A 26,087-nucleotide genomic window follows, 5' to 3' on the forward strand; every position below is an offset into this window, starting at 1 on the left:
GTCACGTTGCCGAGTATAGCTTTATTACCTCAGAGCGCCTATATCATGTGAGTCAGCCGTCGTCGTACCCGATTCTTCCGAGATGCAAGTGCGTGATTCGAGTTGACACAGAGATGATATAGATGCCCAAGTTCGAGCACACGATCGAAATCGAAGCGCCCGTAGACCGCGTCTTTCAGTTCGGGATCGACCCCGAGAACTGGCGCCGCACCATGCCCAGCCTGACTGACGTCGAGATCGTCGAGGAGACCGACGACGGCCTCCGGATGAACGCCACCTACAGGCTGCTCGGCACCTCGATGGACGGTGAAATGGAGATGCGAATCGCCGAACCGAACGAACACACGATCACCACGTTCGAGAGCCCCGGTATGACCGGGGAGCTACACTACCACTACGCAGAGACCGATTCCGGGACGAAGGTCGTCCAGCGGGCCGACTACGAGTTCGGCGACTCGCTGTTCGAGCGCGTGCTCGAACCCGTCGCGAAGCGGTACAACAAGCGCCAGTTCAGAAACTCGCTCCGGACGTCCAAAGAGCTCGTCGAAGCTGAGAGTGCGCCGGAGATGGAAGCCTGAGCCGACGCCGTTCACGTCTTTTTTGGCGATATTGAAAACCGCAACGGTGAGGGGTCGAGACGCTCCGATAGCTCGCGATAGCGTTCTCCACGCGGTGAGGTCGTCCGATGTCTCGCAATACCGTTCACCTGAATCTCGAGTCCGTCGCTCCCCTCACTCGAGCGTCGGCACCGGCACCGAATCCAGGACAGCATCGACGATCTGGGTCTTCGAGACCTCGTTGACCGTCGCGTCGGGCGTGAGCACGAGGCGGTGGGCCATCACCGGGTGGGCGACGCGCTTGATGTCGTCCGGGGTGACGTACTCCCGGCCCGCGATGGTCGCGCAGGCGCGAGCGGCCTCGAACAGGCGCTGGGTCCCACGGGGAGAGACGCCCACCTCGACGCGACCGTCGGTCCGTGTCTGCCGGGCGAGGGCGACGACGTACTCCAGGAGGTCTTGATCCACCGTCACGGTCTCGGGAACTTTCCGGAGTGCCTCGACGTGTTCGGGTTCGAACACCGTCTCTATGGAGGGACTCATCTCGTCGCGACTCGCCCGCCGCTGGAGGAGTTCGATTTCCCCACCTTCGTCGGGATACCCCATCGAGGTCTTCACGAGGAAGCGATCGACCTGCGCCTCGGGGAGCGGGAACGTCCCCTCTTGCTCGACGGGGTTCTGGGTCGCGATGACGAAGAACGGCTGTGGTAGCTGGCGGGTCTCGCCGTCGGTCGTCACCTGCCCTTCCTCCATTGCCTCGAGCAGCGCGGCCTGGGTCTTCGGCGGCGCGCGGTTGATCTCGTCGGCGAGGACGATGTTCGCGAAGATGGGGCCTTCGTTGAACTCGAACTCGCGGTCCTGCTCGTTGAAGACGTGTGTGCCGGTCACGTCCGATGGGAGGAGGTCCGGGGTGAACTGGATGCGCGAGAACGACAGTCCGAGGGCGGTCGCGACGCTGCGGGCGGTGAGGGTCTTCCCCGTGCCGGGGACGTCCTCGAGCAGGACGTGCCCGCGTCCGACGACGCCGAGGAGGACAGTCTCGAGAAATTCACGGTCGCAGATGACGGCCTTGCCAATTGCGTCGAGTACCGTGTTGCACTCTTCGCTGGCCTGAGTGACGTCCATGGCGTCGGACTCGGGGTGATCGCCCATATTTCTTCTGTTATTGTCACGTTCGAGGTAGTGCGGTCAGGCAGGTGACGCTCAAGAGGTAGTGTTCGGGAGGTAGCGCTCGAGCAGGTGTCGACGACTCTAGGCGGCGGTTTCGATGCTGGTTTCAGTCTCGATACCGATCTGGTCGCAACCGTGGTAATCGACCTCGCGCCTGCGAGAAACCGAAACGGCTAAAATCACCACCCGGCTACGTACGAGTGAGCCGAGATAGCCTAGCCCGGCCAAGGCGGCAGATTCGAAATCTGCTGTCCCCACGGACACGGGAGTTCAAATCTCCCTCTCGGCGTTTTCACGATCCAACTCGCGAGCGTAGCGAGCGTCTGGCCCGCTCTCGACGACGCCAGCCACGAACGTTGCTACGTATTCTATATCAACGTCCGTCGAAACCCATAATCTGCACGGCCACACGAGGGTTGCAAATGCCGTGCTCTGAGGCAATCTCGTCGCCACCTCCTCCACAAAATCCTCCGTCAGATACCTATCGTCCACGTCTATGGTATTCGCCATCTTCCTCGTCCCTTTCGTTCGCAAGTTCACGCTGGACGACGAGAACGGGGCCGAGAAACCGATCGGCAACCTGGTCGGCTGGCATACCGAACACGTACGTCACGAGCGACGGATCCGTCTCACCCATCACGACGGCATCGAACGCTTCAGATGCGTCGACGATCGCATCGAGAGGCCTCTGATCTCGTTCGACTCGTGTCTCGATCTTCGACTCATCGACACCGAGCTCTCCCAGTCGATCGACCATCCCATCGAGAAGTGTCCCAATGTCCTCGTCCGTTTGCTCCGTCTCGACGACGTGGTACAGCGTTATCGAGGTGTCCATCGCACCGAACACGCCGGCGACGACGCGGGCGAGACGGTCGATTCCCACGGTCCCGCGGACGGCGACGAGCACATCGTCAACCGTCCCGGTGGCGTTCGGGACGAGAACTGCCATGCAGTCGTGCTCGTGAATTATGCGGTCGATGGTCTTCTGTCCGTCGTGCGTGAAGACGAGTCGCCGCTCGACAATCGCTCCCGCCTCCTCGAAGATCGCCTCGTATTCGTTGAGACGGGCCGTGGCTCGCTCCTCGAACTGCATCTGTGCCTGCCCCGGTGCGGTCTGTTCAGGAACGACGTGATATCCCAGCAAGACGACGTGGGCGTTCGCGAGGAGACCGGGAACCCCCTCCGGAACCGACTCTCCTTCGAGTACGCGAATCGGAACGAGTATCGATGGTCGGTCCGTCATTTCAGATGTCTCCCTTGAGTATGACGTCTCCAGCGTAATAACGATACCACAGGTACGACACGACCATGACTCCGATGCCGATGGCGATCGACGCAGGTTGCATGAAGGCGATCAGGCCGAAGCTGGCGAGCGCACCGACGCCAGGCAACACTGGATACCCCGGGACACGGTAACTGGGCGAGTACCACTCGGGATTCCGGCGTCGCAACACGATCAGCGCGACACACATTAGACCGTACATAATCAGGTGGAGAAACGACGCGACCTCCGCGAGCAGTTCGACCTGTCCGGTCGCCACGAGCGCGAGAATCGGGCCACCGGCAGCCAGCAGTGCGACGTGTGGAGTCCCATACCGGAGGTTGACCTCGCTCGCTTTTCGGGGTAACAAGGCGTCCCGACTCAATGCGTACACTGCCCGGGAGGCGCTCAGAATCGACGCGTTCGCACTCGAGAACGTCGCCAACAGTCCGGCACCCAGGATAGCGACCGCGCCGGGTAGTCCGAGGAACTCGCGGGCCACTTCGACCATCGCCGTCTCACCGAACTGACCGAGCCGGTCCGCTCCGAACGCGCTGGTCGCGACGAAAATCGTCACGACGTAGAACACGGTGACGACGAGCACCGACCCGACCATCGCCAGCGGCAGATTCCGCTCCGGCCGCTTGATCTCACCTGCAACGGTTGCGACCTGGGCGAACCCCAGATACGATGTGAACACGAGCGCAGCCGTCGTCAATACTGGGAAGTAGCCTCTCGAGAAGAATTGCTCCGGGACGCTGGTCCGACCGAAAACCCCGAAAGCGTCGAGGACGCCATACGAGAGAAATCCCGTAAGGACGACGAGGAGAATCCCGACGACAATATTCTGCAGCTTGGCCGTGTTTTCTGTGCCACCGATACTCAACGCCGTCAGCGCGACGCCGAACAGTAATCCAATCCCGATGACGGGGCTGAACGGGAGCCCGACGCCGAGTTCGGCGAACACGGCGCTCGCGTAGTGACCGAGGCCGACGAGATAGAACGCGGAGGCAAACATTAACCCCAACCAGAGCCCGAGACCCACGATTGCACCATAGGCGGTACCCATCCCTCGCGAGATGAAGTAGTATCCGCCCCCGCTACGGGGCATGGCTGTGGCGAGTTCGGACGTCGGAAGCGCCACGAGCAACGCGATCAACCCGCCGATACCAAACGAGACGGTGGCAGCGAGCCCCGCGTTGCTCGCCGCTAACCCGGGGAACACGAAAATCCCCGCTCCGATCATCGTCCCGATTCCGATTGCCAGGCCGCCGACCAATCCAATCGTTCGCTCGAGTTCGACATCGTCGTCGTGGACCGTCGTGTCGTCGGTGACCGCTTCTGGCTCCGCCGCAGGCGCCTCACCGGCGACGTTCTGCCCCGCCGTCTCGACGTCGACGGGCTCTTTGACCATAGCGACGCTATTTTCAACAGTAAAATAAAACCGGCGATGGACCGGGTTGGATGACGTCGACCGCGGGTGCAACGGCTACGGTCGTCGGGGAGAATCACGATGTGAACGGCGAAAGCCGTGCGTACCGCGTAGTGATACTTGCATCCGCGAGCGGAAACCGACAAACAGGGAATGGAACTCGACGCTGTTCGAATACCCTGCTCGACGACGCCAGCCTCAAAGTTCACTATACACCCTATACTATTATACTTAGATAATTATAGTATCGAGTATGAGCGTCGGTACTCGAGCACATCGCTCGAGCCTAATTCCGATCGTTCGACGGTGGGATCTCGACGATACGAAGGAGATCAGCAGGGCGTTCGCTTCCGCGTTCGAGCACGCCGCTGAGCACGAGACCATCAAGAATTGCGCGTGATAAACGGGACCTTGAAGTACGCCTCGAGGCCATACTCGAGTATGAACCGTCGTCAGCGGACGATCACCGCCGTCCTGTGGATCGGCGTCGCGGCCGTGATGGCGATTACGCTCGAGCCGACGATCCCAACGGATCTGGCGGGAGTCGCCCGCCTGTTCGTCGTCGTCCTGGCGCTCGGCCTCGCGGGCGTCTACCTCTTCGATCCCTGGGGGCTGATCAGCCGAACGCACCAGGTCGGGAAATCAGGTGAGCCTTAGTCCCTCGCGACCATCGGCAGGTATGGACACGACCGTCGAGCCGACGATCCGACCGTACGATTCGGCGAGCGACGCGGACGAGCTGTGGGCGCTCAAACGTGCCTTCGAACGCGGACTCGGCGAGGGCACGGGCGACGACGGCAAATCCGAACGATACGAATCGAAGCTCACCGACGCGTACCGCGAGGGCTACCTCGAGTGGGTCGAGCGCTGCCTGGGCGAGGAGCCAGAGGCGGTGACGGTCGCCGCCGTCGGAAACGAGGACCAGCCCGAGGACGACCGAGACGGATCCTCGACGCTCGTCGGCTACGTCTTCGTCCTCCCGGAGTCGCTCGCGTACGTCTGGGACGCGGCGATTCTCAACGAGATCTACGTCGCTCCCGACGCGCGCGGGACGGGCGTCGCCGACGCGCTGATGGAGCGAGCGTTCGCGACCGCTCGCGATCAGGACCTTCCGCTCGAACGACTAGTGCTAGACGTCGACCGCGAAAACGACCGGGCGCAGGCGTTCTACGAGCGCCACGGGTTCGCCCACTGGGGCGAGATGGTCGCTCGAGAGCTTGGAGAATAACGGCGGTCACGAAGCTCGAACGCCACCGCGAGCGCGGAGCCGAACGAGGGCGACGGCCCCGAGCGCACCGAAGACGATCGGATAGCCGATGCCGGCGACGAGTATGGACTCGAGCGGCGAGGGCCGGATTACCGCGCCCTCGATCGCGACCGTCGAGACGAGCACGGCGACGATCGTGACGGCGAGGTAGCCGATGGCGACCATCGCGCCGTCGATCGCTGCCTCGGTGATCGACTCCAGACGCTCGAGTTGATCGTAGGCACAGTACGCGCCGGCCAGTGCGATGACGAGCGGCGGCACCAACAAGAGGAGCCACTCGGCACCGCTGCCGTCCAGGACGACGTTCTGCTCTGCCGGCAAGAGTCTGAAGAAGCCGCGTCGCGGCACCTCGGTCGCCACCCCGTGGGCGTTGAGGTAGGTCCAGGCGATCAGTTCGGCGGTGAGCGTCTCGCCCGCGGCGGACTCCAGGACGTCGGTTCGGAGGTCGGCGCGGATCGACTCGCGAGCCAGCCCGTAGGTGAGTGCGTAGCCGACGATCCAGGTGAGCGCGCCGGCGACTACGCCCAGAAACAACGGCCGGAGGTCCCCCGCTGCGTCCGGTTCGTCCGCACTCGCCTCGTTCCCGTCGCTGGCCGCGCCGTTTTCGCTCGACGCTTCGACGCTCGAGTCCGGTATCGCGTTCGTCATCTGGAGTTCCCTGTCGATACTGTCTGTGGAAGCGACCTAAAGCTTCCTTCGTCCTTCGTCGACCCTTTCGGTCGTCCTGGCTGGTGCCTTCGACGCCACTCTCTCGGTCATCGTCACTCACTCGAGCAACGACGTTCACTCGAGCATCGTCGCTCACCTGCGAACCGTATACGCCGTCTCGGGCCGATTCGCCTCCCAGGCCTCGGCGGTGATCGTGTACCGGTGCAGGTCGCGGACCTCGCCGTCGAGTGGCACCCAGTTTCGCAACACGCCATCGTACGTCCCCCCGTAGCGCTCGACGTACTTCTCGATCGCCCGCTTCGACTTTGCATTGCCCTCGAGGTAGCCAACCGAGACCACCTCGAGGTCGAGTCGGTCGAACGCGACGGCGATGGTCGCTGCGGCGCGCTCGCTCGAGTAGCCGCGCCCCCAGAACGATTTGCGGAGCCAGACGCCGAGGCGAGCGGTCCGCTTCTCCCAGAGCGGGATGAGGCTGGCGACGCCGGCGAACGCCCCGGCGGCGGGTTCGCCCTCGAGCGGATAGATCGCCCAGTTCGCTCGCGTGGCGTCGTTCCACCTCTTTTCGGACTCGAGGAGGTACTCACGGGCGTCGTTCGGCGTCTCGTGGACGTCGGTCGTGAGGTGGGTAGCGACCGCTCCGAATTCCGTGTTCGGGTTCGTGTACTCGTACAGCTCGAGGGGCGCGATTGTGTCGGTCGTCAAGGGCGCGAACCGAAGTCGATCGGTTTCGAACGTCTCGGGGAACATTCGGCGAGACGTTCCGTGACGAGGACCGTCACTCTTTGGGCGCAATGTGAGTGTGTGACGTTCCAGGACGGGCTGGGTATCGTTCCAGGACGGGTGCGTATCGTTTCAGGACAGAGGCTGTTCGTTCCAGCGGACAGGTCCGTGCGTCCCAGCAGCCAGGGCTACTGCTCCGAGTTGTTCGCCGGTAATCGACGACGGAGCCACTCCAGGGCGAGTCCTCCGCTAACGAGTCCGGTGCCGACGGTGAACCCGGGTGCGCCGTCCTCCTCGTCGCTGGCCGCGTCGTTCACGCCGTCCATTTCGTGACCGGTCTCGTCGAATGCGGTGCCGTCGGTGTCGTCCTGGCGCTTCTCATTGCCGGTGTCGGTGGCGTTCGACGGATCTTTGGTTTCGGTGGCGTTCGACGAATCGTTGGGGCTGTCGTTGTCGTCGTTGACCTTGACGTCGATGTCGTCTGACGCGAACTCCTCATCCGATCTCGATCCGTTTTCATCGTCGGCGTCGTCGCCGTCCATAGTGTCGGTACCGACCGCGTCGTCTTCATTCGCACCCGTCTCGTCCGCGCCGACCTCCGTCGCCGGCTCGAGCGCGACGAGGCTCCCGTGTCCCGAAAGGTACACCGTTCCGTCACCGATCACGTACGTGAGGTCGGGCCACCTCGCCTCGTGAGCGGCGTCGAGTCCGACGGCCGCCAGCGGGAACGACCACTGCTCGAGCCCAGTCTCGATGTCGACTCCGAAGATGGCGGGGTCCCCGTCGACAGGGTGGTACGGAACGACGACCGTCCGGCCGCCGATGGACGGTCGTCCCCACGCGTCTATCGACCCACCGACGGTCCAGCTGTGGTCGGTCTCGTAGTTGTATGCGTAGACGCCGTGTCGCTCGGCGCTGACTCTGACGGTGTCGGTTGCCGCGAGCGGGAACCGTAACCCGATTCGCTCGAGGAGCTCCCCGTCGTCGGCGTCGAGGACCAGGCACTTCTCTTCCTCCACCCACTCGCCACTGTCACCGTCGTCGCCGTCACCTCCGTTGCCACCGTCGCTATCGTCACCCATCCACGCCACGTAGAGACGATCTTCAGTCGCCACGATGGAACCGCGTACGTCGTTTCCCGATCGCGTTTGCTCCTGGACGGTCCACACAGTCTTCCCAGACTCGGCGTCCAGCGCGACGAAACCGGCGTCGGCGACGGCGTACACGAGGTCGTTCGCGACGGCGACCGGAATCGACGCGAACGATGCCACGTCGACGTCCCGCCGCTCGAGGTCGACCGCGCTCCGTCGCCACCGGGGGGTCCCGTCGTCAGCGTCGAGCGAGCGAAGGGCGCCGTCGACGACCACGTATATCGATCCGTCGACGATGGTCGGACTCGGGATCTGGCCCTGGCCGTCCGTCCCGAACGACGTCGACCAGACGGTATCGCCGCTGCCGGCGTCGAGCGCCGTCACCCGGTCACCGGCGACGTAGACGGTGTCGTCGACAACGGCGGGCGTTCCGTCGGCACCGACGTCCTCTCGCACCCACTGGATGGATCTGTCGCTGGCGGAGAGGGCGTGGATGCCAGCACCCGTCCGGAGGTAGACTGTGCCGTCGGCGACCACGACGTCGCCGTCCTGGTCGTATTCCCAGACGACGGTCTCGGGCGCTGGAAACCGATTCGAGCCCGAGAGAGCGGCGGTGTTTCCGGAGGTGCCGTGGTAGGACGTCCAGCTATCGGCGTCTGCAGGCGTCACCGCCATCGGGACCGTCGACTTCGCGTCGGCCCCGCTACTCGTTTTGGCGGCACCGAGGAAACTACCGATGACGAGCGATGCGCCGAGAGCCATCGCGGTCCGCCTGGGCCAGAGGGACATACTGATCCCGCCACCACCGGTCCTCTTGCTTATTCTGCGTGTAAGTTCAGTTTCGGCGATGAAACGGTGGTAATCGTTCCCTAGACTGCTCGAGAGACTGTTTCCTGTACCGTCCAAACGATCGTCCGAGATTCGGAGCGTTCGCCGGGTAAGGGGCCGTAACGTAGGGTTTCGAGCGGGCGAGAATCCGGTCAGACAGTCGCACCACCTGCAAATGTCGCCATTCATCGGACCGAGCATCGTCTCGAGTCTCGAGCGCCGTGCGTAGAGAGGAGGTGACGTCTCAACTCGACTGGAGACGCTCGTCGAGGGTGACGCTCCGCAACCACTAAACGCGACTCGTCCCTATCTCCGACAATGAGCGACTGGACGGAAACGTACCGCCCGACGACGCTGTCGGAGGTACGGGGAAACGACAAGGCCCGCAACAAACTCGAGGAGTGGGCGAGGACGTGGGACGAGCACCGAAAGCCCGTCATCGTCCACGGCAGTCCGGGGATCGGGAAGACCTCGGCCGCCCACGCGCTGGCCAACGACATGGGCTGGCCGGTGATGGAACTCAACGCCAGCGACGACCGCCAGGCCGACGTGATCAAGCGCGTCGCCGGCGAGGCCTCGAAGAGCGGCACGCTGACCGGCGGCAGCGGCGGTCGCCGCCTCGTCATCCTGGACGAGGCCGACAACTTCCACGGCAACGCCGACTACGGCGGTTCCCGAGAAGTTACACGCGTGGTCAAGTCGGCCAGCCAGCCGATCGTCCTCGTGGCAAACGAGTTCTACGACATGAGCAACTCGCTGCGGAACTACTGTCAGACCATCGAGTTCCGCGACGTCTCGGCACGCTCGATCGTTCCGGTGCTCCGGGACATCTGTCGACGCGAGGGCATCGAGTTCGAGGACGACGCCCTCCGCAAGATCGCCGACGCGACGAGCGGCGACCTTCGGTCCGCGGTCAACGACCTGCAGGCGGTCGCGGAGGGGAGCGAGCGACTGACGGTCGACGACGTCGTGACGAGCGAACGCGACAGCACTGAAGGAATCTTCGACTTCCTCGATGCGCTCATCAAAGAGAAGGACGCCCACGGTGCCCTGCTGGCTGCCTACGACACCGACGAGACGCCCGACGACCTGCTCAACTGGGTCGAGGACAACGTGCCGAAGGACTACTCTGGCGGCGAGCTCGCCGACGCCTACGAGTTCATGAGTAACGCCGACCGCTGGCTAGGCCGGGTGCGCTCGACCCAGGACTACTCGTACTGGCGCTACGCGACCGACAACATTGCCGCCGGCGTCGCCGCCTCCAGGCGCGAGCCCAAAGGCGGCTGGACCCGGTACGGCCCGCCGAGTTACTGGTCGAAACTCGGGCGAACCCGTGGGACCCGCGACCGGCGCGACGCCATCGCCCAGCGGATCGCCGACCGGGAGGTGGCGAGCATCGGTACCGTTCGCCGGGAGATCATGCCGTTCCTCTCGAGCATGACCCACCTCTGTCGAAACCGGGAGTTGACCGTCACGATGGCGGCTGCCTACGACCTCGACGAGAAGGAGGTCTCGTTCGTCACCGGGAGCGGCGCCGACACCAACAAGGTCGAGTCGATCGTCCAGGACGCTGCCGAACGCCAGACCGAGGAGACGGTCTCGCACTCCGGGTCCGCCTTTTTCGGCACCGCGGACGCCAACGACTCGAGCGACGTGGGCTCCAGGAGCGGCGAGGGCGCCAGGAGTGACGACGGTTCGGATGACGGGTCGGGGTCGGGCGACGAATCCACGGATTCGGAGAACGCGTCGCTTCTCGACGTAGGGTCCGCTTCCTCGGCCTCAGACGTCGACGGCGAGGCGAGTTCGGGGGTGGGGACGGGGACGGGGAACGACTCGAGTGCAGACGCCGACGATAGTACGTCGGGTGCCGACGAGAGCGAGGAGAACGAAGAGGACGAGGTGGACGAGGACGACGATGGACAGTCGGGCCTATCCGACTTTTTCTAGCCACTAAAACGTTCGATTGAAGGATTCTCGAGGGCGATTGGATTTATCTACAGGAGGCCGCAGGCTTCGCCCGCGTCCTGGAACGCCTCGAGGCAGATGACGAGATCATCACGGGTGTGTGCAGCCGTCGGGAGCACGTAGACGTATCCCTCCTGAACTGCGTTCCTGGACGCGTGTCCTCCAGAGCTCGCGCGAATGGGAGCGGAGACGATTACGCCCCGGTCGCGGAGGTCGTCCGCCAGGGTTCGGGCCGCGTCTCGCGTCTCGACGTAGACCGGCAGGATCTGCGAATCGCCGTCGACCTCGTATCCCATCGTCAGCAGGCCGTCGCGGAGTCGGGTGACGTTCTCCCAGAGGGATTCGCGGTGATCGCCGTGTTTCGAGAGGTGGAGCGCTTCGCTCGCCGCCGCGGCCGCCATCGGAGTCAGACCCGTCGACTCGACGAACGGCGGCGCACGAGCGGCCAGCCACTCGATTAACGCGTCGTCGCCTGCGACGTAGCCGCCCTGGCTGGCGAGCGCCGTCGAGAGCGCCCCCATCTGGATATCGACGCGATCGGCGAGGCCTTCGGCCTGGACGATCCCACCACCGCGGACGTAGAGGCCGGTCGCGTGGCTCTCGTCGACCATGACCCAGGCGCCGACCGAGTCGGCGACGTCGCAGAGTTCCTTGAGCGGAGCGACCCACCCGTCCTGGCTGAAGACCGAATCGGTGACGACGAGCCAGGATTCGTCGCCGGTGTCGGCGTTGGCGTCGGCCTTGGTGTCGTCGCCGGCATCAGTGTCGTCGCCGGCGTTAGTGTCGACTCTGACGGTAGTGTCGGCGTCGGCAGTGGATCTGCCATCATCGACAGCGCGCCGCTCGAGAGCGTCGTCCACCGCGTCGCGGAGGGCGTCGGGATCGCAGTGACCGTACGGAACGACCTCGGTCCCGGAGAGCCGACAGCCGTCGAACGCGCTGACGTGGGTGTACTCGTCGACGAAGACGACGTCGGGATCCAGGGCGGTGATCGTCCCGACGTTCGCGGCGTAGCCCGAGGAGAACGCGAGCGCGCGATCTGTCTCGAAGGTCTCGGCGAGCAGTCGCTCGAGGTCGTGGTGGACCATCGTGTCGCCGGTCGTGAGTCGGCTTCCGCCGGATCCGGTTCCAACGGTAGCGGCGGCCTGTCGCGCGGCGTTCTGGACCCGCTGGTTCGCGGTCAACCCCAGATAGTTGTTCGAACCGAACACGAGCAGTTCGTCGGCCTCCAGGATCGGGAGGCCGCCTCTCGGTGGTTCGGAGACGTAGCCACGGGAATCGATTCGGTCGGCTGGTGCGAGCGAGTACCGTCGGTCCGCGTCGGCCTGGGACGTCAATTGCTCCTCGAGGTCGAACCCACGGTCTGCCATCTGACTGAACCGTAACGACCACCGGATTTTACTCTCACGATTCTCGATTTGGGCTATCGAGTGCTTCGACCCCGTTTCGTACCCTGGTTTTCTCCCCTCATTCGTTTCTTATGCAGCTATACGTATACGTCGGGAAACGGTCGCCGACGTTCGAAACGCGAATCGAATATCACACTTCAGTGACTGTTAATATTCCAAAGCTTAATGCCGATTGATAATCTATTCGAAGAGAAGAGGACATGACCGATAGTACGACCGATGAAAAATCGAGGGAGGGGGATTTCGATATCGGTCCGAGCATGGACGAGCTCTTCGGGGAGATCGAAGACGACTCGGCCGACGACGAGCCGATCGACCGCGATGAGCCGGCCCACGCAGACGACGTCGAGGACGTGACCGCTGCGGACCTCTTCAGTCAGCTTCGCGACGAGGCCGCCGCCAACCCCGGGATGGACGAGGTTCTCGAGGACGAGAGCCCCGAGGAGATCATCGCGAGCGCCGACGAAGTCGACGAACCGGATCACGACGTCGACGACGAGCTGGTCGACGAGGGTGCGCTCGACGACCTGTTGCTCACCGGCCGGACGCGATCCGACGAGTTCCTCTGGGTCGATAGCGGTGACGACTCGTCTTCCGCGGACGACGGCGATTCGGGAGCGACCGAAATCGATTCGATTCAGGGTGTGGAAGGGGTCGAGGACGTTTCCGAATCCAAATCCGGATCTGAAGCCGAGTTCGAAACCGAACCCAGACCCGAATCTGAGTTCGATGCCAAGGACGAGGACAGAGACAACCCTGATCGGGCGACGGACTCGGTCGATGAACCGGACAGCGCTGCCAGTAACGCCGACGACGATGTTGACGGCGACGGCAACGGCAACGAAGACACTCCCGAACCCGACACCGCCGCTCGGGCCGAACGCGTCGACTACTCCCTCGAGTCGACCGCGTCGGACGAGGAGTCCGCACTCGTCGTCTCTGACGTCGAATCGGCGGAGACGGACCTCGTTCCGACGGACGACGAGAGCGAGGACGAGGACTCGAGCGGCTTCCTGGGCTGGCTCCGTTCGAAACTCCCGTTCTGACGAACGCCTCGGGCATTTCGAACACAACGAAATCGTTTTTGACGCGGCAGGCGAGCGAAACGTATGAGCACTGACGACGAGACGAATCCGGCGGAGGACGACGAACTCGAACGCATACGCGAACGCAAGATCGAGCAACTGAAAGCGAAAGCCGAACAGGACGATCAGCGCGCCTCGAGTCCAGACCAACCGATCGCCATCGAGAGCCAGACGCACTTCGAGCAGGTGCTCCAGGAGCACGGTCGCGTGCTCGTCGACTTCTACGCCGATTGGTGCGGTCCCTGCCAGATGCTCGCGCCCGTCCTCGACCGGCTCGCCGCCGAAACGCCGGGCACGATCGCGAAAGTCGATACCGAGGCGCTCCCGGGGGTCGCCCAGCAGTACGGCGTTCGTGGGCTTCCGACGCTGATTCTCTTCGAGAGCGGCCAGCCCGCCAAACAGCTGGTGGGGATGCAGGACGAATCGACGTTACGTGGGCTGCTCGAGTAGTCCCGGGTGGCGTTCAGAATCGATTTCGCGTTCTTCGCCGTCCAGGACGACGATACGATCGTCTCGTTCGACCCGGCCTCGTTTGCGATCCGACGAGGGCTTTCACTGGTTCGAATCGACGTTCCTGGAGAGTGCTGAACGGTCACCGAACGACCGTCACCGGAACGTTCGCTCGCTTGACGACGATTTCGGCCGTGCTCCCCATCTGTAGACCGGCCGCGCCGCCGCGTCCGCGACTGCCCATGACGATCTGGTCGGCGTCCGCGTCCTCGGCGTGCGCCACGATAGACTGGGCTGGCGACCCGACGGCGGTCGCGGTTTCGATCACCGCGTCGTCTTCGAGCGACGCCTTCGCTTCGGCGAAGAGATCGGCGGCCTCCGACTCGTGTTCGGTGAGCCAGGCGTCGGTCAGGGGCGGAAGCTGTTCCTCGGTCGGGGTCACTTCGAACGGATCGATCGCGTGGAACAGGACGATCGAGGCGTCCGGAAACGTTTCGAGGGCGTACTCGAGGGCCGCCTGTGCGTGCGAGGATCCGTCGTGCGGGACGAAAATCGAGCGTGTCATACTGATTCGATTCGACGGGCGGAACCGTAAAACCACCTCGAGTGTTCGGCGCACCTCGAGTGTTCGGCGACGAGTTCTCGTGTCCGGTCGGTGAGCAGCGAGCGTTACCTGCCAGTGGAGTGAAATACCCGTCCGTCGTATCACGGACTGATGGAACGCGACCGTGTGCTCGGCCGTCGGATCGCTGTCGGATCGATCGTCGCCGCCCTGTTCCTGGTGGTCGCCTACGTTGCCCTCTCGTTCCTCGGCGTTCTCGTCTTCGCAGTCTTCCTCTACTACGCCGTTCGCCCGATCTACCGCACCCTCGATCGGTTCAACGTGCCGAGACGGCCGCGGGCGATCCTCGCGCTCGTCCTGTTCGGCGTGCCGTTTCTCGTTCTCATCACCTACACCGTCGCCGTCATTGTCATCGAGACACAGGCGTTGCTCGCAGCATACAACGTGCAGGATCAATTTCTCGAGCAGGTGGTCACGGAAATCGACGTAACCGGCCTCGACCTGGACGAAATTCGAGGAATCGTTACGGACCTCTCCTCGCAGGCCTCCCTCGGTGTCGTGGTGTTGAGCCTCGCAGGGACGGTCAGCGTCGTCAGCGGTGCGGTCGTCCAGTTGATCATCGTGGTCACGCTGGTGTACTACATGCTCGTCGACGGCCCGCGATTCGTCTCGTGGGTACTCGATACCTACGACGAGTCGGGAGTCATGCGCGCGTATGCTCGCGCCGTGGACCCCGAACTCTCGATGACGCTCTTCGGTAACATCGTCAACGTGTTCGTCACGGCCATCGTCGGTGTCGTGACGTTCTACACGTACAATTTCTTCGCGCCAGCCCCCGTTGACGTTCCGTTTCCGGCGCTGATCGGCGCGCTCACCGGTATTGGGAGCCTCATTCCGGTCGTCGGCATCAAACTCGTCTACGTCCCCGTCATCGTCCTCCTCGCGGGGAACGCGTGGGCGACTGGCGACCTCTCGCTCCTCGTGCCGGTAGGTGCATTGGCGGCCGTCAGCGCGGTCGTCGTCGACTTCATCCCTGACTTCTTTATCCGGGCACACATCAGCGGCAAGCAAACCCACACGGGAATGCTCCTGGTCTCTTACATCGTCGGGCCTCTCGTCTTCGGTTTCTACGGGCTGTTCCTCGCCCCAATTTTGCTGATTCTCGTGATCAACGCCGTCTACATCCTCCTCCCGTACGTCCTCACCGGCCAGCCGACGGGGGTCCGACAGGCCCGACTCACCGAATACCGCAGCGGACGGTTCGAGGATTCGAGGGCCGAACGAACCGGGGCCGAACGAACCGGGGCCGAACGAACCGGGGCCGAACGAACCGAGAGTGAACTAACCGAGGCCGAGCCAACCGCCTCGAGCGAGGGACCGTCCGATCGCCGGTAACGATCCGTTCGACCGGTCGGCTATGGAAACGTGTGAGAGACCTACGCCAACCGACTGGCTGCTAGCTACTTCTGGGTCGAGTGGAAACCGCTATCGTTCGAACGCAACGTCGCTCGAGGCCAGCCATCGTTTCGGCCGCAGTCTTCGCCGTCTCGAGGCGGCCGAACGGAACCGAGGAAATCACGATGAGCAGGCGAACGACTACGACCCGACGCTCCACCGAGTTTCGTAGGGGTAACGCTCGGCACGATACAGCGCCACGTGCGTTACAACGGCGACGACGACCAGTCCCACGTTCACCGGCGTCGAATCGTATGCGACGATATTGATGACGATTTCGCCGGGGTAAATCGGCCAGAAGGGCTCCATCGCCGCATCCGGCGCCGACGAGAGCAGGTCGACGAAAATGTGACTGAGGCCACCAGCCCAGAACGCACTCGTTGCGAAGACGAATGTCGTCTCGGGAGAGATCGAATCGCTTCGTATCAAGCGATGAGCGTTCAACGTCCGCGTGAGCGTTCGTGCGGCCACGGCGCCGAAGACGAGGCCGACCACCAGGACGAACGGAACGGTGTGTGTCAACCCGTGGTGTTGGAGCTGAGGATGTGAAAAATAGGGCTCGAAAAGGAGGTCGATGTCCGGAAGTAGCGCCGTGACCTGTGTGAGCGCGGCGAACGTAACCGCCGGTCGACGACCCCACAGGACCCAGGCGGGAACGGCGAACAGTAGTGCCATCGCGCCGTGACCGATTGGTTCGACCATTTGCCCCTTCTATAACGTGCGAGGTATAATAACCACCCACTCGCCCGGAATGTCCGGTCGTTTCACGGCGAATCAGATGACGACGACGAGAAACCTCCCAAGAGTGCTTTTTCGGACGTGGGGCGTTCGTCGTGGACGAGACGATAGCGTTCGTGTCGAGGGAACGCGCGTTCTAGGTCGCCAGATGCGAACGCGACAGACTGCGTCCGGGTATCCGCCCGGGGACGCTGGTGCAGTGCGACCGTCAAAACCGTACGGTAGGTCGGACGTAACTCGTTCCCGTCGGCGAAGTGTACACCTGACGGGCCACAACCCACCACCGCGCAACTTATGTCCGTTCGAAATCTCCATTCGGTCAATGGTAACGGTTGACAATGTGCTAGGGCTTCTCAATGAGAAGCGCCGCCGATATGCACTGTACTATCTCAACGAACAGGATGGCGCAGTGCCAGTCGAGGAGGTGGTGGAAGCGGTAGCGGACATGGAAACGGACGAGGGGTCCTATCCCCGCCCCAAGGAGAAGTGGAACAACATCGAACTCTCGCTTCATCACAACCACCTTCAGAAAGCCGACGAGTACGACTTCATCCACTACGATTCGGAGGCGGGTGTCGTCGAACTCGTCGAATCCCCTACCGAACTCGATATCATCCTCACCGTGGCGAACGTACTCGAACGGACGAACTGAGTCGCTCCCAGTTGCCGTTCGACTTCGCCGCAAATCAGTGCCCGAAAGCGTCCTCGAACAATCGCACAATTCGGATCCTCCAGCAATCGCTCGATCCGGGTCCTCGAGCGTCCCTACCCCCAACCCGTTACTCGTCCTGGACGAGACAGTAAGCGTGTCCAGGCGCCTCGAAGACCGCCTCCTCGGTGTCGCTCCAGTAGTTCGAGATCCTGGCCCGTTCGGCGTAATAGATCCGGCCGTCGCGCGGAATCGGTTCGCTGGTCACGTAGCCGCGGTTCATCACCTTCCATCGAACGTCGCCGGTGTCCTTCTCGAGTGCGTAGAGGTGGCCGTCGTAGGAGCCCACCAGCACCGCGTCGGCGGTCACCGTCAGCGACCCCAGTACGTTGCCCTCGACGTGGGTCGACCACTGCTCTTCGCCTGTGTCGGCGTCCAGCGCGTAGACGTTCCAGTCGTCGCCGCCCGTGTAGACGACGTTCGTCTCGGGGTCGATTCCCGGATTCGACATGATCACCTCGCCGATCTCGAACGACCACTCCTCGGTGCCGTCCTCGAGGTCGAGTCGGTAGAAGTACCCGTCCCAGGAGCCGACGAACGCGCTGCCGTCGTAGGTCGGGATCGTCCCCTTGACGTGGTGGCCGGTCTCGAACTCCCAGGCGAACTCCAACGACGGAAATTCCCAGGCGTAGACGACGCCGTCGTTCGAACCGGTGACCATCCGCTCGGTCTCGGGGTCGATGGCCGTCGAAGGGTGGGGCATCCCCCACAGGCGGTCGTCCTTCCACAGCGGCTCGCCGGTGCCGGCGTCGAGCGCCCACATCGTCCCCGCGTTCGGGTTCGAGTACTCGGTGACGACGTAGATCACGCCGTCCCAGTAGGCCGGGCTCGAGCCGATGGCGATCGAGCCGTCGAGTTGGCCGGCCGTCGTGTGCCAGATCTCGTCGCCGGTTTCGGGATCGAAGGCGTACATGTCGCCGTCGTAGCCTCCGAGGTAGGCCACGTCGCCGATGACGGTTGGCGTTCCGTGAAAGCCCAGGGATCGCGAGGCACCCGTCATCCGCGTCCACCTGTGCTCACCGCGCGGGGTCACCGCGTGGATGCGGCCGGTGTCGGACGGGATCAGGATCGTCTCACCGTCGGGCGTCGGCAGGGGACTCGATTTCGCTGCGGTGTGACCGATGTAGTTGACCGGGAGCGACCAGTTGACTGACACCGACTCCGGCACGGTCTCCTCTGGGTAGTATCCCAGGCGGCGGAGCCCGCGGCGAAACATCGTCGCGTCGTCGCGGTCCGGGTACGTTTCGTCGTAGGGCAGGATATCGGGGTCGAACGAGTGCTGATCCCGCGAGTAGGTGCCGTACCCAGGGAGCCCACAGCCGGCAAATCCCGCCAGAGCCAGGCTCCCCCCGGCGAGAACCTGTCGTCTCGAGACGTGCGGTGGACGGCTCATCTGTCGTCGAGCAAATTGGAAGGGTTCCGGTATAGTTCCGCCGGTTCGGAGGGTGCCGACGTCGCCGTCTCGGGTCGGGTTCATTCTGCCAGGTTACGAAACTCGTTGCTCGAGGAGTCGTTGCCAGGTCCTGAGATGCGTCGTCGAGTCGAGGGATTCGGCGGTCGAACGCGGGTCGCTCGGGTCCAGGTCGCACGCCGATTAGACCCCTGCTACGATTCGATACTCTGACGGTGATAGTCTCCCTATCTCGAAAGTGGCCGAACGAAGATATGCATGTGCCTTATCCCCATAATAGGTGTTTTATACGTATGCCGGATAGAACTAAATACAGGTTTGTGGACGATCAGCGTATGTCAACGCACGCAACACACTGGAACGACACCGCGACCTGCCCGTTCTGCGGCGGTGAACTGAGCGACCCCGGTGCCGGGTTCGTCGACCACCTCGGCGTCAACCCCGAGTGCCAGACCGAGTTCGATAGCTGGCGCGACAACGTCGCCGACGACCTCGGCGGTACCTGGAGCGGGTAGTCGATAGTCGAGGTCTACCGTCGACCGAACTCGAGCGCCATTGATCCCTAGAACCCGACCGCCTGACCGTCTTTTCGCGGCTCCGTCGCCCCGGTAAGCACGTCTCCGGTGCGGCGAACGAGTTGTGCACCTCCGAACATCACGGGTGGAAGCACCTGCACGTCGTGTCCTTTGCGGACGAGTCCGGTCTGGTTCGGGAACCGTTCCTCGACGCCGAGCGCCCCCTCCTCGCGGTAGCGCCAGCGCGGCGCGTCGAGCGCTTCCTGGACGCCCATCCCGTAGTCGACCAGGTTCGAGACGACCTGGACGTGGCCCTGGGGTTGCATGTATCCACCCATCACGCCGAAGGCCGCCCAGTCGTCCTCGTCGAATTTCGCGATGGCCGGCACGAGAGTGTGAAACGGCCGTTTGCCAGGCTCGAGGCGGTTCGGATGCTCGGGGTCGAGTGAGAACGAGGCGCCGCGGTTCTGGAGGGCGATGCCGGTGTCCCCGGCGACCAGTCCGCTCCCGAAGCCGGCGAAGCGGGAGTTGATGTAGGAGACGAGATTGCCTTCCGCGTCGCCGACGGTCAGGAGCGCGGTGTCGGCGTCCTCGGCGGCCTTCGTCGGCACGCCGACCGCGGGGTCCTGGATCGCCCGCTCGCCGATCGCCGCGGCGCGCTCGCGGGCGTAGGCCTTCGATCCCAGCGGCGGCACCGTCTCGTAGTCCGGATCGGTGACGTAGTGATGGCCGTCGACGAACGCGAGTTTCGTCGCCTCCGCGAACGCGTGCACCCGATCTGGGGAGTCGTACTCGTGTTCGCCCGCGCCGATTGCTTCCGCGATGTTCAGCGCCTCGAGTGCGATCAGCCCCTGGTTGTTCGGCGGCAGTTCGAAAATCTCCGCGCCGTTGTAGGTAGTGCTCACGGGGTCGAGAAACTCGGGTTCGAAGGCTGCGAGGTCCGAAGTTGTGAGGAAACCGCCCTTCGACTGCACCTCGTCGGCGATGGCCTCGCCGATCTCGCCCTCGTAGACCGCGTCGGCGCCCTCCTCGGCAATGGTTCGCATCGACTCGCCCAGGTGCTCGAGCGTGACGATCTGACCTGGATCGGGTGCCTCGCCGTCGAACAGGTAGGCCTCGCGGGCGTGGTCGTCGGTAAAGAGACGGGGTGCGCCCTGCCAGTAATAGGAGATGACCTCCGAGACGGGGTATCCCTCGAGGGCGTAGTGAATAGCCGGCTCGAGGACGTCAGCGAGCGTCAGCGTCCCCAGCTCTTCGACGGTGGCCTCCCAGCCGCGGGCCGTCCCGGGAACCGTGACCGCGTGCGGGCCCAGGAACGGCATCTCGAGGTCGTCATCCCCGGTGTCGTCGACGGCGTAGCCCCTGGATTCGGGGTACCAGTCGACGGCGTCCTCTCGCTCCTGGACGGAGCGCGTCACGTTCTCGATGGTCGCCTCGGCGGGGGCGCCGCCGCAGGCGCGCATGGCGCCGACCTCGCCGTCGGCGGTTCGGTAGAGGGCGAAGACGTCGCCGCCGAGACCGGTCGACGTGGGTTCGACGACGTTCAGCGCGGCCGCGGTGGCGACGGCGGCGTCGAAGGCGTTCCCGCCGTCCTCGAGGATCGAGAGGCCGGCCTGGGCTGCCAGGGGTTGGCTCGTGGCGACCATCCCGCCGGTGGCGTGGACCGAGGAGCGTCTCGAGTCGAATCGGTCGAGGTCGTAGTCGGTGCTCATGGCAGGGGCTTTCCCTCGGAGGTCAAAAGTGCGGGCGTTCCGGCAGGCCGTGACGAGGGCCGGACGGGTACGGCTGGCGCTCGACAATACTATAGAAACGATAGTATTTGCGACTGGAAACGGAACCAGACGATGCGTCGCTTCAGGCAACGAACGTGACCCCGCGGGCGCAACCTTCACGGCCTCCGAGTCGAAATCTCAGCGAGAACACATCCGAATCCCTCAGCACATGGCCAACGAACCGTACCTCCCCGGCGTCGACCGCTCCGACGAGCGCGAGGACCGCATCGTCCTCCACGTCGACGCCGACTGTTTCTACGCGGCCTGCGAGCGCCTCCGCGAACCCGAACTCGAGGGCGAACCGGTCGTCGTCGGCATGGGGTACGAACCCGGCGACTCGGTCGGAGCCGTCGCCACCGCTAGCTACGAGGCGCGCGCATTCGGCGTCGAGAGCGCCCAGGCCATCTCGACGGCGCTCGAGGCGCTTCCCCGCCGGGTCGACGTCGAGGACGACCTTGACTCAGACCTCGCCGTCGAAGAGACCGGCCACTACCGTCCGGTCGACATGGACCACTACCAGTCGGTCGCCGCCGAGGTGAAGGACGTTCTCCACGACTGCGCCGACGTCGTCCGCGAGGTCAGCGTCGACGAGGCCTACCTGGACGTGACCGAGCGCACCGCCTGGTCGGTCGTCGACGGCTTCGCCCGCCACGTCAAAGACCGCATCCGTCGCGAGGTCGGCATCAGCGTCAGCGTCGGCGTCGCGCCCTCGATGAGCGCGGCCAAAATCGCCAGTGACTTCGACAAACCGGACGGCCTGACCGTGGTCCGGCCCGGTGAGGTCCGCGAGTTCCTGGCCCCGCTCGACGTCGACTTGCTCCACGGCGTCGGCCCCGTGACGGCCCGCGAACTGCGGTCGATGGGGCTCGAGACGGCCGCGGACGTCGCTAGCGCCGATCCAGAGCCCCTCGTCGACCAATTCGGCGAGCGCGGCCGCGAACTCCACGAGCGTGCGCGGGGAGACGACGACCGGCGCGTCGAACCGAAGGGACTGCCCAAGAGCTTCTCGCGGGAGTCGGCGTTCGACGGGCCCGTCGAGGATCCTGAACCGAAACTCGAACTGGTGGAGACGCTCGCGGCGGCCGTCGCCGACCGTGCCCGACGTGAGGGCGCACTGTACCGGACCGTGGGCGTGAAGGCCGTCCGTCCGCCCTACGAGGTCAACACGCGCGAGCGCTCGTTGCCCGGACCGGTCGACGAACCCGACCTCGTTCGGGAGATCGCTCTGGACCTGTTCGCCGAGTTCGAGTCCGATCCCGTGCGCAAACTCGGCGTCAGAGTGGCGAACCTCGAGTTCAGCGAGGCCGACCAGGCGAGCCTCGATAGCGTCGACTGGGAGGATCGGGCGGGATCGAACGGGGCGGACTCGAGTTCCGGTACCGATGACGGCGAGAACGACGCGTTCGGTGGTGAGGACTCGAGTTCGTCCACCGAGAGGGTGACCGACGCCGTAGAACAACTCGACCTCGAAACCGCCCTCGCGTCGAATTCGGGCGGTCGTGACGAGGCCGAACGGTCTACCGACGATGACGACGAGGAACGAGCGAACCGCGAGACGTCGGTTCGGGGCTCCGGACAGGCCTCCCTCGACGAGTTCGAGTAGAGTTGTCCGGGTGCAGCGAAGACGTCGTCGGCCGAAATACCCATGCCAGTTCGTTCACGATGGGCAGATACGCCGCGGAGACAATCAGCGATATTGAAAGTATAAGTTGTCGCAGGAAAACGGTCTAACAGACCAGTCCCGGGGCCACAGATGACCGATCTTCCATGACCGACGATATCGACTTCTACGACCTTCTCGACGTTTCATCTGACGCCTCCCAGGACGACATCAAGCAGGCGTTTCGCGAACAGGTCCGGGTCTACCACCCGGATCTGAACGACGACGACCGGGCACAGGCGCAGTTTACGGCGCTCAAGAAGGCCTACGACATTCTGGGAGATCCGGTCGAACGCCAGGCCTACGACCGCCTCGGGCACGAAGATTACGTCGCCAAGCGAACGTCGGGGCTCCCCTCGCCAGACCTCTGGAAGTCGGCTACTGACGCGGACGCGGATACAGACGCGAACGTGGATGCGGATGCAGACGAGAACGATGGAGACGACTCCTCGGATTTGGATTCGGGTTCAGATTCAGAATCGGGATCGAGGTCGCGTTCGTCGACGGCCTCCCACACCACGAAATCGACTGCCTCGAGCGCTACGTCGGCAGGCGGGACCACGTACTCGCGGAAATCGAGTACGACTTCCGGGGCGGGATCGGCCAGCGCGTCCGCCTCGGCTACGGGTACCGGTACGAACGCCGACACCGGAACAGACGCCCGCTCGAACGCGACCGCCTCGAGTGCAAGGGCAGGCAGGACGACGACCGGCACCGCCGGTCCGACGGGCACCCGAACCGAGTCGACCCCCCACTCTCACTCTCACTCGAGGTCGGGCCGACTGACCGACAACACGCTCGCCCGGTGGTGGCGCGATCAGAACTTCGCCTGGCCGCTCATCTGGACGTCGATCCTCGTATATCTCGCCGGACTCGTCCACTTCGGGCTCGAGCACGAGAACGCGCTCTCGAACCTGGCGCTGGAACTGCAGTCGATCGGCCCCGAGCCGAACGCCCTCTGGACGTTCCTCTCGACCAGTCGGCACGGCATTTCGACCCCCATCGCGTTCGTCTCGAGCGTCGAACCGGTCGCCCCGCCCTCGCCCCTCGAACCGATCCAGTGGTACGGCGTCCTGGCTGGGGTCGTCTGCCTCTCGGTGCTCCTCGTGCTCGCCGCCCGAATCGCCTGGCGCGAGGAGACCTGGGGGCCGATTTCGATCGACGAAACCATCGTCCTCGGGGTCGCGCTCACCGCAGCGACGATGGCCGTCGGCGGGCCGATGCTCGCGGGAAGCGTCCTCATGCCGCTGCTGATCGGCGTCGTCGTTCACCGGACCCACCAGCTTCCGGGGTGGTCGCCCTCGTACCTCTACGTTCTGGGCGTCCTCGCGCCCCTCGTCGGGTTCGTCGTCGCCGCTGCCGGCTACGCGACGCTCCCGGCTGACCTGGCGCTGTTCGTCGTCGTTCCGCTGCTCGGCGCGCTAGGGCTCCCACTCCGCGTGAGCGTTCGAAAGCGGTTCGGGCGGTAGTTACCTATTGTAGCTATTGTCGCCGGGTAGGCGGTCGAATCGCACTCAACCGATTCGCGTCGCCACGCCCTTCGTCTGCCGGTAGTCCGAATCGAGAATCGCCTCGAGTCGCTCGAGCAACCGCTCTCGGTCCTCCGCTTCCCACTCAGCCGGGTCGAGAATCGGGACGACCATGAACCCACGACCGCGGATCTCCGTCGCGTGGAGGGCGGGCATATCGAGGTCGATCCGTCGGCGCTGGGTCGTGTACTCCTGGAGGACGTGATCGGTCGCTTTGGCACCGACCGGCAGGAGGATGTGTGCGTTGATTGCGCGCAATTCGGCGTCGAAGTAGCGCTCGAGTTCGTCGTACTCGTCCCTGGTTGGCGGGCGGCCGCCGGGAAGGGTACACATGTGGAGGTAGTCGGCAAAGAAGTTCGAGAAGGCCGGTTTTCGGGCGGGACCGCTGACGAATCCGACGGCACGGAAGACGTCCAGGAGACGCTCGCTCGCCTCGCGCTCGGTGAACGGGATGGCGGTGGTCTCGCCGCCGTGGACGCCGGGATGGTCTCCGATGAGGTGAAAGTCCGCGTTGGCGTCGCCGTAGCCGAACACGGCCGGAACGTTCCCGGGGTCGTGCCTCTGGAAGGGCGGTCGCATGCCGAAGGGGTTGCTCGTCCGGTCGGTGACGTTCTCCACGAGGGTACGGAGGTAACGAAGCGAAATAACGGCATTGAACCGTTCCGAGGAAGGTATTCGGGTCGGCGTCGCTCGAGTTATTCGTTCACAGGAGCGGTGGCTGGCGGCGCGAAGGATCCGACGAATCGCTCGTCCTCGGGAGGTAGGATTGGGAGCGAAGGGGCGGCGATTGGGAGCGAAGGGGCAACCATTGGAGCGAACGGGCGACGAGCCAATCCCGAAATGCACGAACGTGAATAATACATTCGCCTCGAGAGGATAGATGGGCACGAACCCGAGCATTGATTAGGCTCGCGGTGTCCGGTTCCGGTATGACAACGATCATCGACGGGAAGGCGGTCGCAAGCGAGATACGAGCCGATCTCACCGGAGCGATCGAGACGCTCGCGGACGCCGGCGCCCGTCCTGGACTGGCGACCGTCCTGATGGGCGACGATCCGGCGAGTCAGACGTACGTGAACATGAAACAGCGCGACTGCGAGGAGGTTGGCATCGAACCTCACCACGTCGATGTCCCCGGAGACGCTGCCCCCGAGGACCTGTACGAGGTCATCGCGGAACTCAACGACGACCCCGACGTTCACGGTTATCTCGTCCAGTCGCCGGTCCCCGACCACGTCGAGTATCGGGACGTGATCCGGCGAATCGACCCCATGAAGGACGTCGACGGCTTTCACCCCGAGAACGTCGGGCGACTGGTCGCTGGCGACGCCCGATTCCGGCCCTGCACCCCCCACGGCGTCCAGAAATTGCTCGAATTTGCCGGGATCGACACCGAGGGCGCGGACGTGACCATCGTCGGACGCTCGGACATCGTCGGCAAGCCCCTCGCGAACCTGCTGATCCAGAAGGCCGACGACGGCAACGCGACGGTGACCGTCTGTCACTCCCGGACCGACGACCTCGCGGCCAAGACGCGCACGGCGGACGTCGTGATCGCCGCCGTCGGCGTTCCAGAACTGATCGACGGCTCGATGATCGACGAGGGCGCAACCGTCATCGATGTCGGGGTCAACCGCGTGGACGCGGACACCGAGAAGGGATACGAACTCGTCGGCGACGTTGACTTCGAGAGCGCGAAGGAGCGAGCTGGTGCGATCACCCCCGTCCCCGGTGGCGTCGGCCCCATGACGCGCGCGATGTTGCTCTACAACACGGTCAAAGCCGCCAGCCTGCAGGAGGGAATCGACGTCGAGTTGCCCTGATCCTGACCT

The 26,087-nt window shown here is 64.1% G+C and carries 25 protein-coding genes and 1 tRNA gene; 13 read left to right on the plus strand and 13 right to left on the minus strand.

Annotated elements, in window-relative coordinates; all coding sequences use genetic code 11:
• The first annotated feature begins 122 nt into the window (after nt 1-122).
• Nucleotides 123-578, plus strand: a complete 456-nt coding sequence (locus tag NGM15_RS03240) for an SRPBCC family protein (protein ID WP_253435197.1) — start codon at nt 123-125, stop codon at nt 576-578.
• A 153-nt stretch (nt 579-731) separates the two neighbouring features.
• Here NGM15_RS03240 and NGM15_RS03245 read toward each other — a convergent pair whose 3' ends face one another.
• A complete protein-coding gene (locus tag NGM15_RS03245) occupies nt 732-1,682 on the minus strand; it encodes an AAA family ATPase (RefSeq protein WP_253435200.1) in 951 nt (316 codons plus the stop codon).
• A 249-nt stretch (nt 1,683-1,931) separates the two neighbouring features.
• Between NGM15_RS03245 and NGM15_RS03250 the strand changes: the two genes are divergently transcribed.
• Nucleotides 1,932-2,016 (plus strand) — tRNA-Ser (locus NGM15_RS03250).
• On the opposite strand, the gene NGM15_RS03255 is transcribed toward NGM15_RS03250, so the two are convergent.
• From NGM15_RS03255 to NGM15_RS03265, 3 genes are read right to left on the minus strand one after another with little or no spacing between them, the layout of a single operon-like run.
• Nucleotides 1,998-2,237 (minus strand): hypothetical protein, encoded by a 240-nt coding sequence (locus NGM15_RS03255; protein ID WP_253435203.1) that lies wholly within the window; start codon nt 2,235-2,237, stop codon nt 1,998-2,000. The two genes, NGM15_RS03250 and NGM15_RS03255, sit on opposite strands and share 19 nt — an antisense overlap.
• On the minus strand, nt 2,209-2,970 hold the full coding sequence (locus NGM15_RS03260; protein ID WP_253435206.1) for a universal stress protein: 762 nt from the start codon (nt 2,968-2,970) through the stop codon (nt 2,209-2,211). Before NGM15_RS03260 ends, NGM15_RS03255 begins: the two co-directional genes overlap by 29 nt.
• 1 nt (nt 2,971) lies before the next feature.
• Entirely contained in the window at nt 2,972-4,402 is a 1,431-nt protein-coding gene (locus NGM15_RS03265; protein ID WP_253435209.1) for an APC family permease, read from the minus strand.
• A 459-nt stretch (nt 4,403-4,861) separates the two neighbouring features.
• On the opposite strand from NGM15_RS03265, the gene NGM15_RS03270 reads away from it, so the two are divergent.
• Both NGM15_RS03270 and NGM15_RS03275 read left to right on the plus strand, forming a co-directional pair.
• Nucleotides 4,862-5,077, plus strand: coding sequence for a hypothetical protein (locus NGM15_RS03270; protein WP_253435212.1), 216 nt, complete (start codon nt 4,862-4,864; stop codon nt 5,075-5,077).
• A 22-nt stretch (nt 5,078-5,099) separates the two neighbouring features.
• Nucleotides 5,100-5,648: a GNAT family N-acetyltransferase gene (locus tag NGM15_RS03275; RefSeq protein WP_253435214.1), complete on the plus strand. Its 549-nt coding sequence runs from the start codon at nt 5,100-5,102 to the stop codon at nt 5,646-5,648.
• A gap of 6 nt (nt 5,649-5,654) precedes the next feature.
• Here NGM15_RS03275 and NGM15_RS03280 read toward each other — a convergent pair whose 3' ends face one another.
• The 3 genes from NGM15_RS03280 to NGM15_RS03290 all read right to left on the minus strand — a co-directional run bounded on the left by NGM15_RS03280 (nt 5,655) and on the right by NGM15_RS03290 (nt 8,956).
• Nucleotides 5,655-6,335: a DUF7978 family protein gene (locus tag NGM15_RS03280; protein ID WP_253435217.1), complete on the minus strand. Its 681-nt coding sequence runs from the start codon at nt 6,333-6,335 to the stop codon at nt 5,655-5,657.
• Nucleotides 6,336-6,488: 153 nt separating this feature from the next.
• On the minus strand, nt 6,489-7,103 hold the full coding sequence (locus NGM15_RS03285; protein ID WP_256498948.1) for a GNAT family N-acetyltransferase: 615 nt from the start codon (nt 7,101-7,103) through the stop codon (nt 6,489-6,491).
• A gap of 161 nt (nt 7,104-7,264) precedes the next feature.
• Entirely contained in the window at nt 7,265-8,956 is a 1,692-nt protein-coding gene (locus NGM15_RS03290) for an outer membrane protein assembly factor BamB family protein (protein WP_253435223.1), read from the minus strand.
• Nucleotides 8,957-9,313: 357 nt separating this feature from the next.
• On the opposite strand from NGM15_RS03290, the gene NGM15_RS03295 reads away from it, so the two are divergent.
• The gene (locus NGM15_RS03295; RefSeq protein ID WP_253435225.1) at nt 9,314-10,942 is read left to right on the plus strand and encodes a replication factor C large subunit; all 1,629 of its coding nucleotides are present in this window, start codon (nt 9,314-9,316) and stop codon (nt 10,940-10,942) included.
• A gap of 47 nt (nt 10,943-10,989) precedes the next feature.
• Here NGM15_RS03295 and NGM15_RS03300 read toward each other — a convergent pair whose 3' ends face one another.
• On the minus strand, nt 10,990-12,330 hold the full coding sequence (locus NGM15_RS03300) for an aminotransferase class I/II-fold pyridoxal phosphate-dependent enzyme (RefSeq protein ID WP_253435227.1): 1,341 nt from the start codon (nt 12,328-12,330) through the stop codon (nt 10,990-10,992).
• 239 nt (nt 12,331-12,569) lie between these two features.
• Between NGM15_RS03300 and NGM15_RS03305 the strand changes: the two genes are divergently transcribed.
• Nucleotides 12,570-13,415 (plus strand): hypothetical protein, encoded by an 846-nt coding sequence (locus NGM15_RS03305; RefSeq protein ID WP_253435230.1) that lies wholly within the window; start codon nt 12,570-12,572, stop codon nt 13,413-13,415.
• Between the two features lie 63 nt (nt 13,416-13,478).
• Nucleotides 13,479-13,904, plus strand: a complete 426-nt coding sequence (gene trxA, locus NGM15_RS03310; RefSeq protein WP_253435233.1) for a thioredoxin — start codon at nt 13,479-13,481, stop codon at nt 13,902-13,904.
• A gap of 142 nt (nt 13,905-14,046) precedes the next feature.
• Here the strand turns inward: trxA and NGM15_RS03315 are convergent, their stop codons facing one another.
• A complete protein-coding gene (locus NGM15_RS03315; RefSeq protein WP_253435237.1) occupies nt 14,047-14,469 on the minus strand; it encodes a universal stress protein in 423 nt (140 codons plus the stop codon).
• A 150-nt stretch (nt 14,470-14,619) separates the two neighbouring features.
• Between NGM15_RS03315 and NGM15_RS03320 the strand changes: the two genes are divergently transcribed.
• The gene (locus NGM15_RS03320) at nt 14,620-15,861 is read left to right on the plus strand and encodes an AI-2E family transporter (protein ID WP_253435240.1); all 1,242 of its coding nucleotides are present in this window, start codon (nt 14,620-14,622) and stop codon (nt 15,859-15,861) included.
• A gap of 201 nt (nt 15,862-16,062) precedes the next feature.
• On the opposite strand, the gene NGM15_RS03325 is transcribed toward NGM15_RS03320, so the two are convergent.
• Complete coding sequence (locus NGM15_RS03325; protein WP_253435243.1) at nt 16,063-16,623, minus strand: metal-dependent hydrolase; 561 nt, start codon at nt 16,621-16,623, stop codon at nt 16,063-16,065.
• Between the two features lie 358 nt (nt 16,624-16,981).
• Between NGM15_RS03325 and NGM15_RS03330 the strand changes: the two genes are divergently transcribed.
• Nucleotides 16,982-17,311, plus strand: a complete 330-nt coding sequence (locus NGM15_RS03330) for a DUF7344 domain-containing protein (RefSeq protein ID WP_253435246.1) — start codon at nt 16,982-16,984, stop codon at nt 17,309-17,311.
• 127 nt (nt 17,312-17,438) lie between these two features.
• Here NGM15_RS03330 and NGM15_RS03335 read toward each other — a convergent pair whose 3' ends face one another.
• Nucleotides 17,439-18,761 carry an outer membrane protein assembly factor BamB family protein gene (locus NGM15_RS03335; RefSeq protein ID WP_253435248.1) on the minus strand — a complete coding sequence of 441 codons (1,323 nt, stop codon included), beginning with the start codon at nt 18,759-18,761 and terminating at the stop codon, nt 17,439-17,441.
• 353 nt (nt 18,762-19,114) lie between these two features.
• Between NGM15_RS03335 and NGM15_RS03340 the strand changes: the two genes are divergently transcribed.
• A complete protein-coding gene (locus tag NGM15_RS03340) occupies nt 19,115-19,294 on the plus strand; it encodes a DUF7501 family protein (protein ID WP_253435251.1) in 180 nt (59 codons plus the stop codon).
• 47 nt (nt 19,295-19,341) lie between these two features.
• Here NGM15_RS03340 and NGM15_RS03345 read toward each other — a convergent pair whose 3' ends face one another.
• The gene (locus tag NGM15_RS03345) at nt 19,342-21,006 is read right to left on the minus strand and encodes a gamma-glutamyltransferase family protein (protein ID WP_253435254.1); all 1,665 of its coding nucleotides are present in this window, start codon (nt 21,004-21,006) and stop codon (nt 19,342-19,344) included.
• Nucleotides 21,007-21,235: 229 nt separating this feature from the next.
• Here NGM15_RS03345 and dinB point away from each other — a divergent pair, with 229 nt between their 5' ends.
• Complete coding sequence (gene dinB, locus NGM15_RS03350; protein ID WP_253435256.1) at nt 21,236-22,669, plus strand: DNA polymerase IV; 1,434 nt, start codon at nt 21,236-21,238, stop codon at nt 22,667-22,669.
• A 164-nt stretch (nt 22,670-22,833) separates the two neighbouring features.
• A complete protein-coding gene (locus NGM15_RS03355) occupies nt 22,834-24,195 on the plus strand; it encodes a J domain-containing protein (RefSeq protein WP_253435259.1) in 1,362 nt (453 codons plus the stop codon).
• 45 nt (nt 24,196-24,240) lie between these two features.
• On the opposite strand, the gene NGM15_RS03360 is transcribed toward NGM15_RS03355, so the two are convergent.
• On the minus strand, nt 24,241-24,873 hold the full coding sequence (locus NGM15_RS03360; protein WP_253435260.1) for a uracil-DNA glycosylase family protein: 633 nt from the start codon (nt 24,871-24,873) through the stop codon (nt 24,241-24,243).
• Between the two features lie 311 nt (nt 24,874-25,184).
• On the opposite strand from NGM15_RS03360, the gene NGM15_RS03365 reads away from it, so the two are divergent.
• On the plus strand, nt 25,185-26,078 hold the full coding sequence (locus tag NGM15_RS03365) for a bifunctional methylenetetrahydrofolate dehydrogenase/methenyltetrahydrofolate cyclohydrolase (protein WP_253435262.1): 894 nt from the start codon (nt 25,185-25,187) through the stop codon (nt 26,076-26,078).
• Nucleotides 26,079-26,087 lie beyond the last annotated feature (9 nt).

This window comes from Natronosalvus halobius (assembly GCF_024138145.1).
Taxonomy (GTDB): domain Archaea; phylum Halobacteriota; class Halobacteria; order Halobacteriales; family Natrialbaceae; genus Natronosalvus; species Natronosalvus halobius.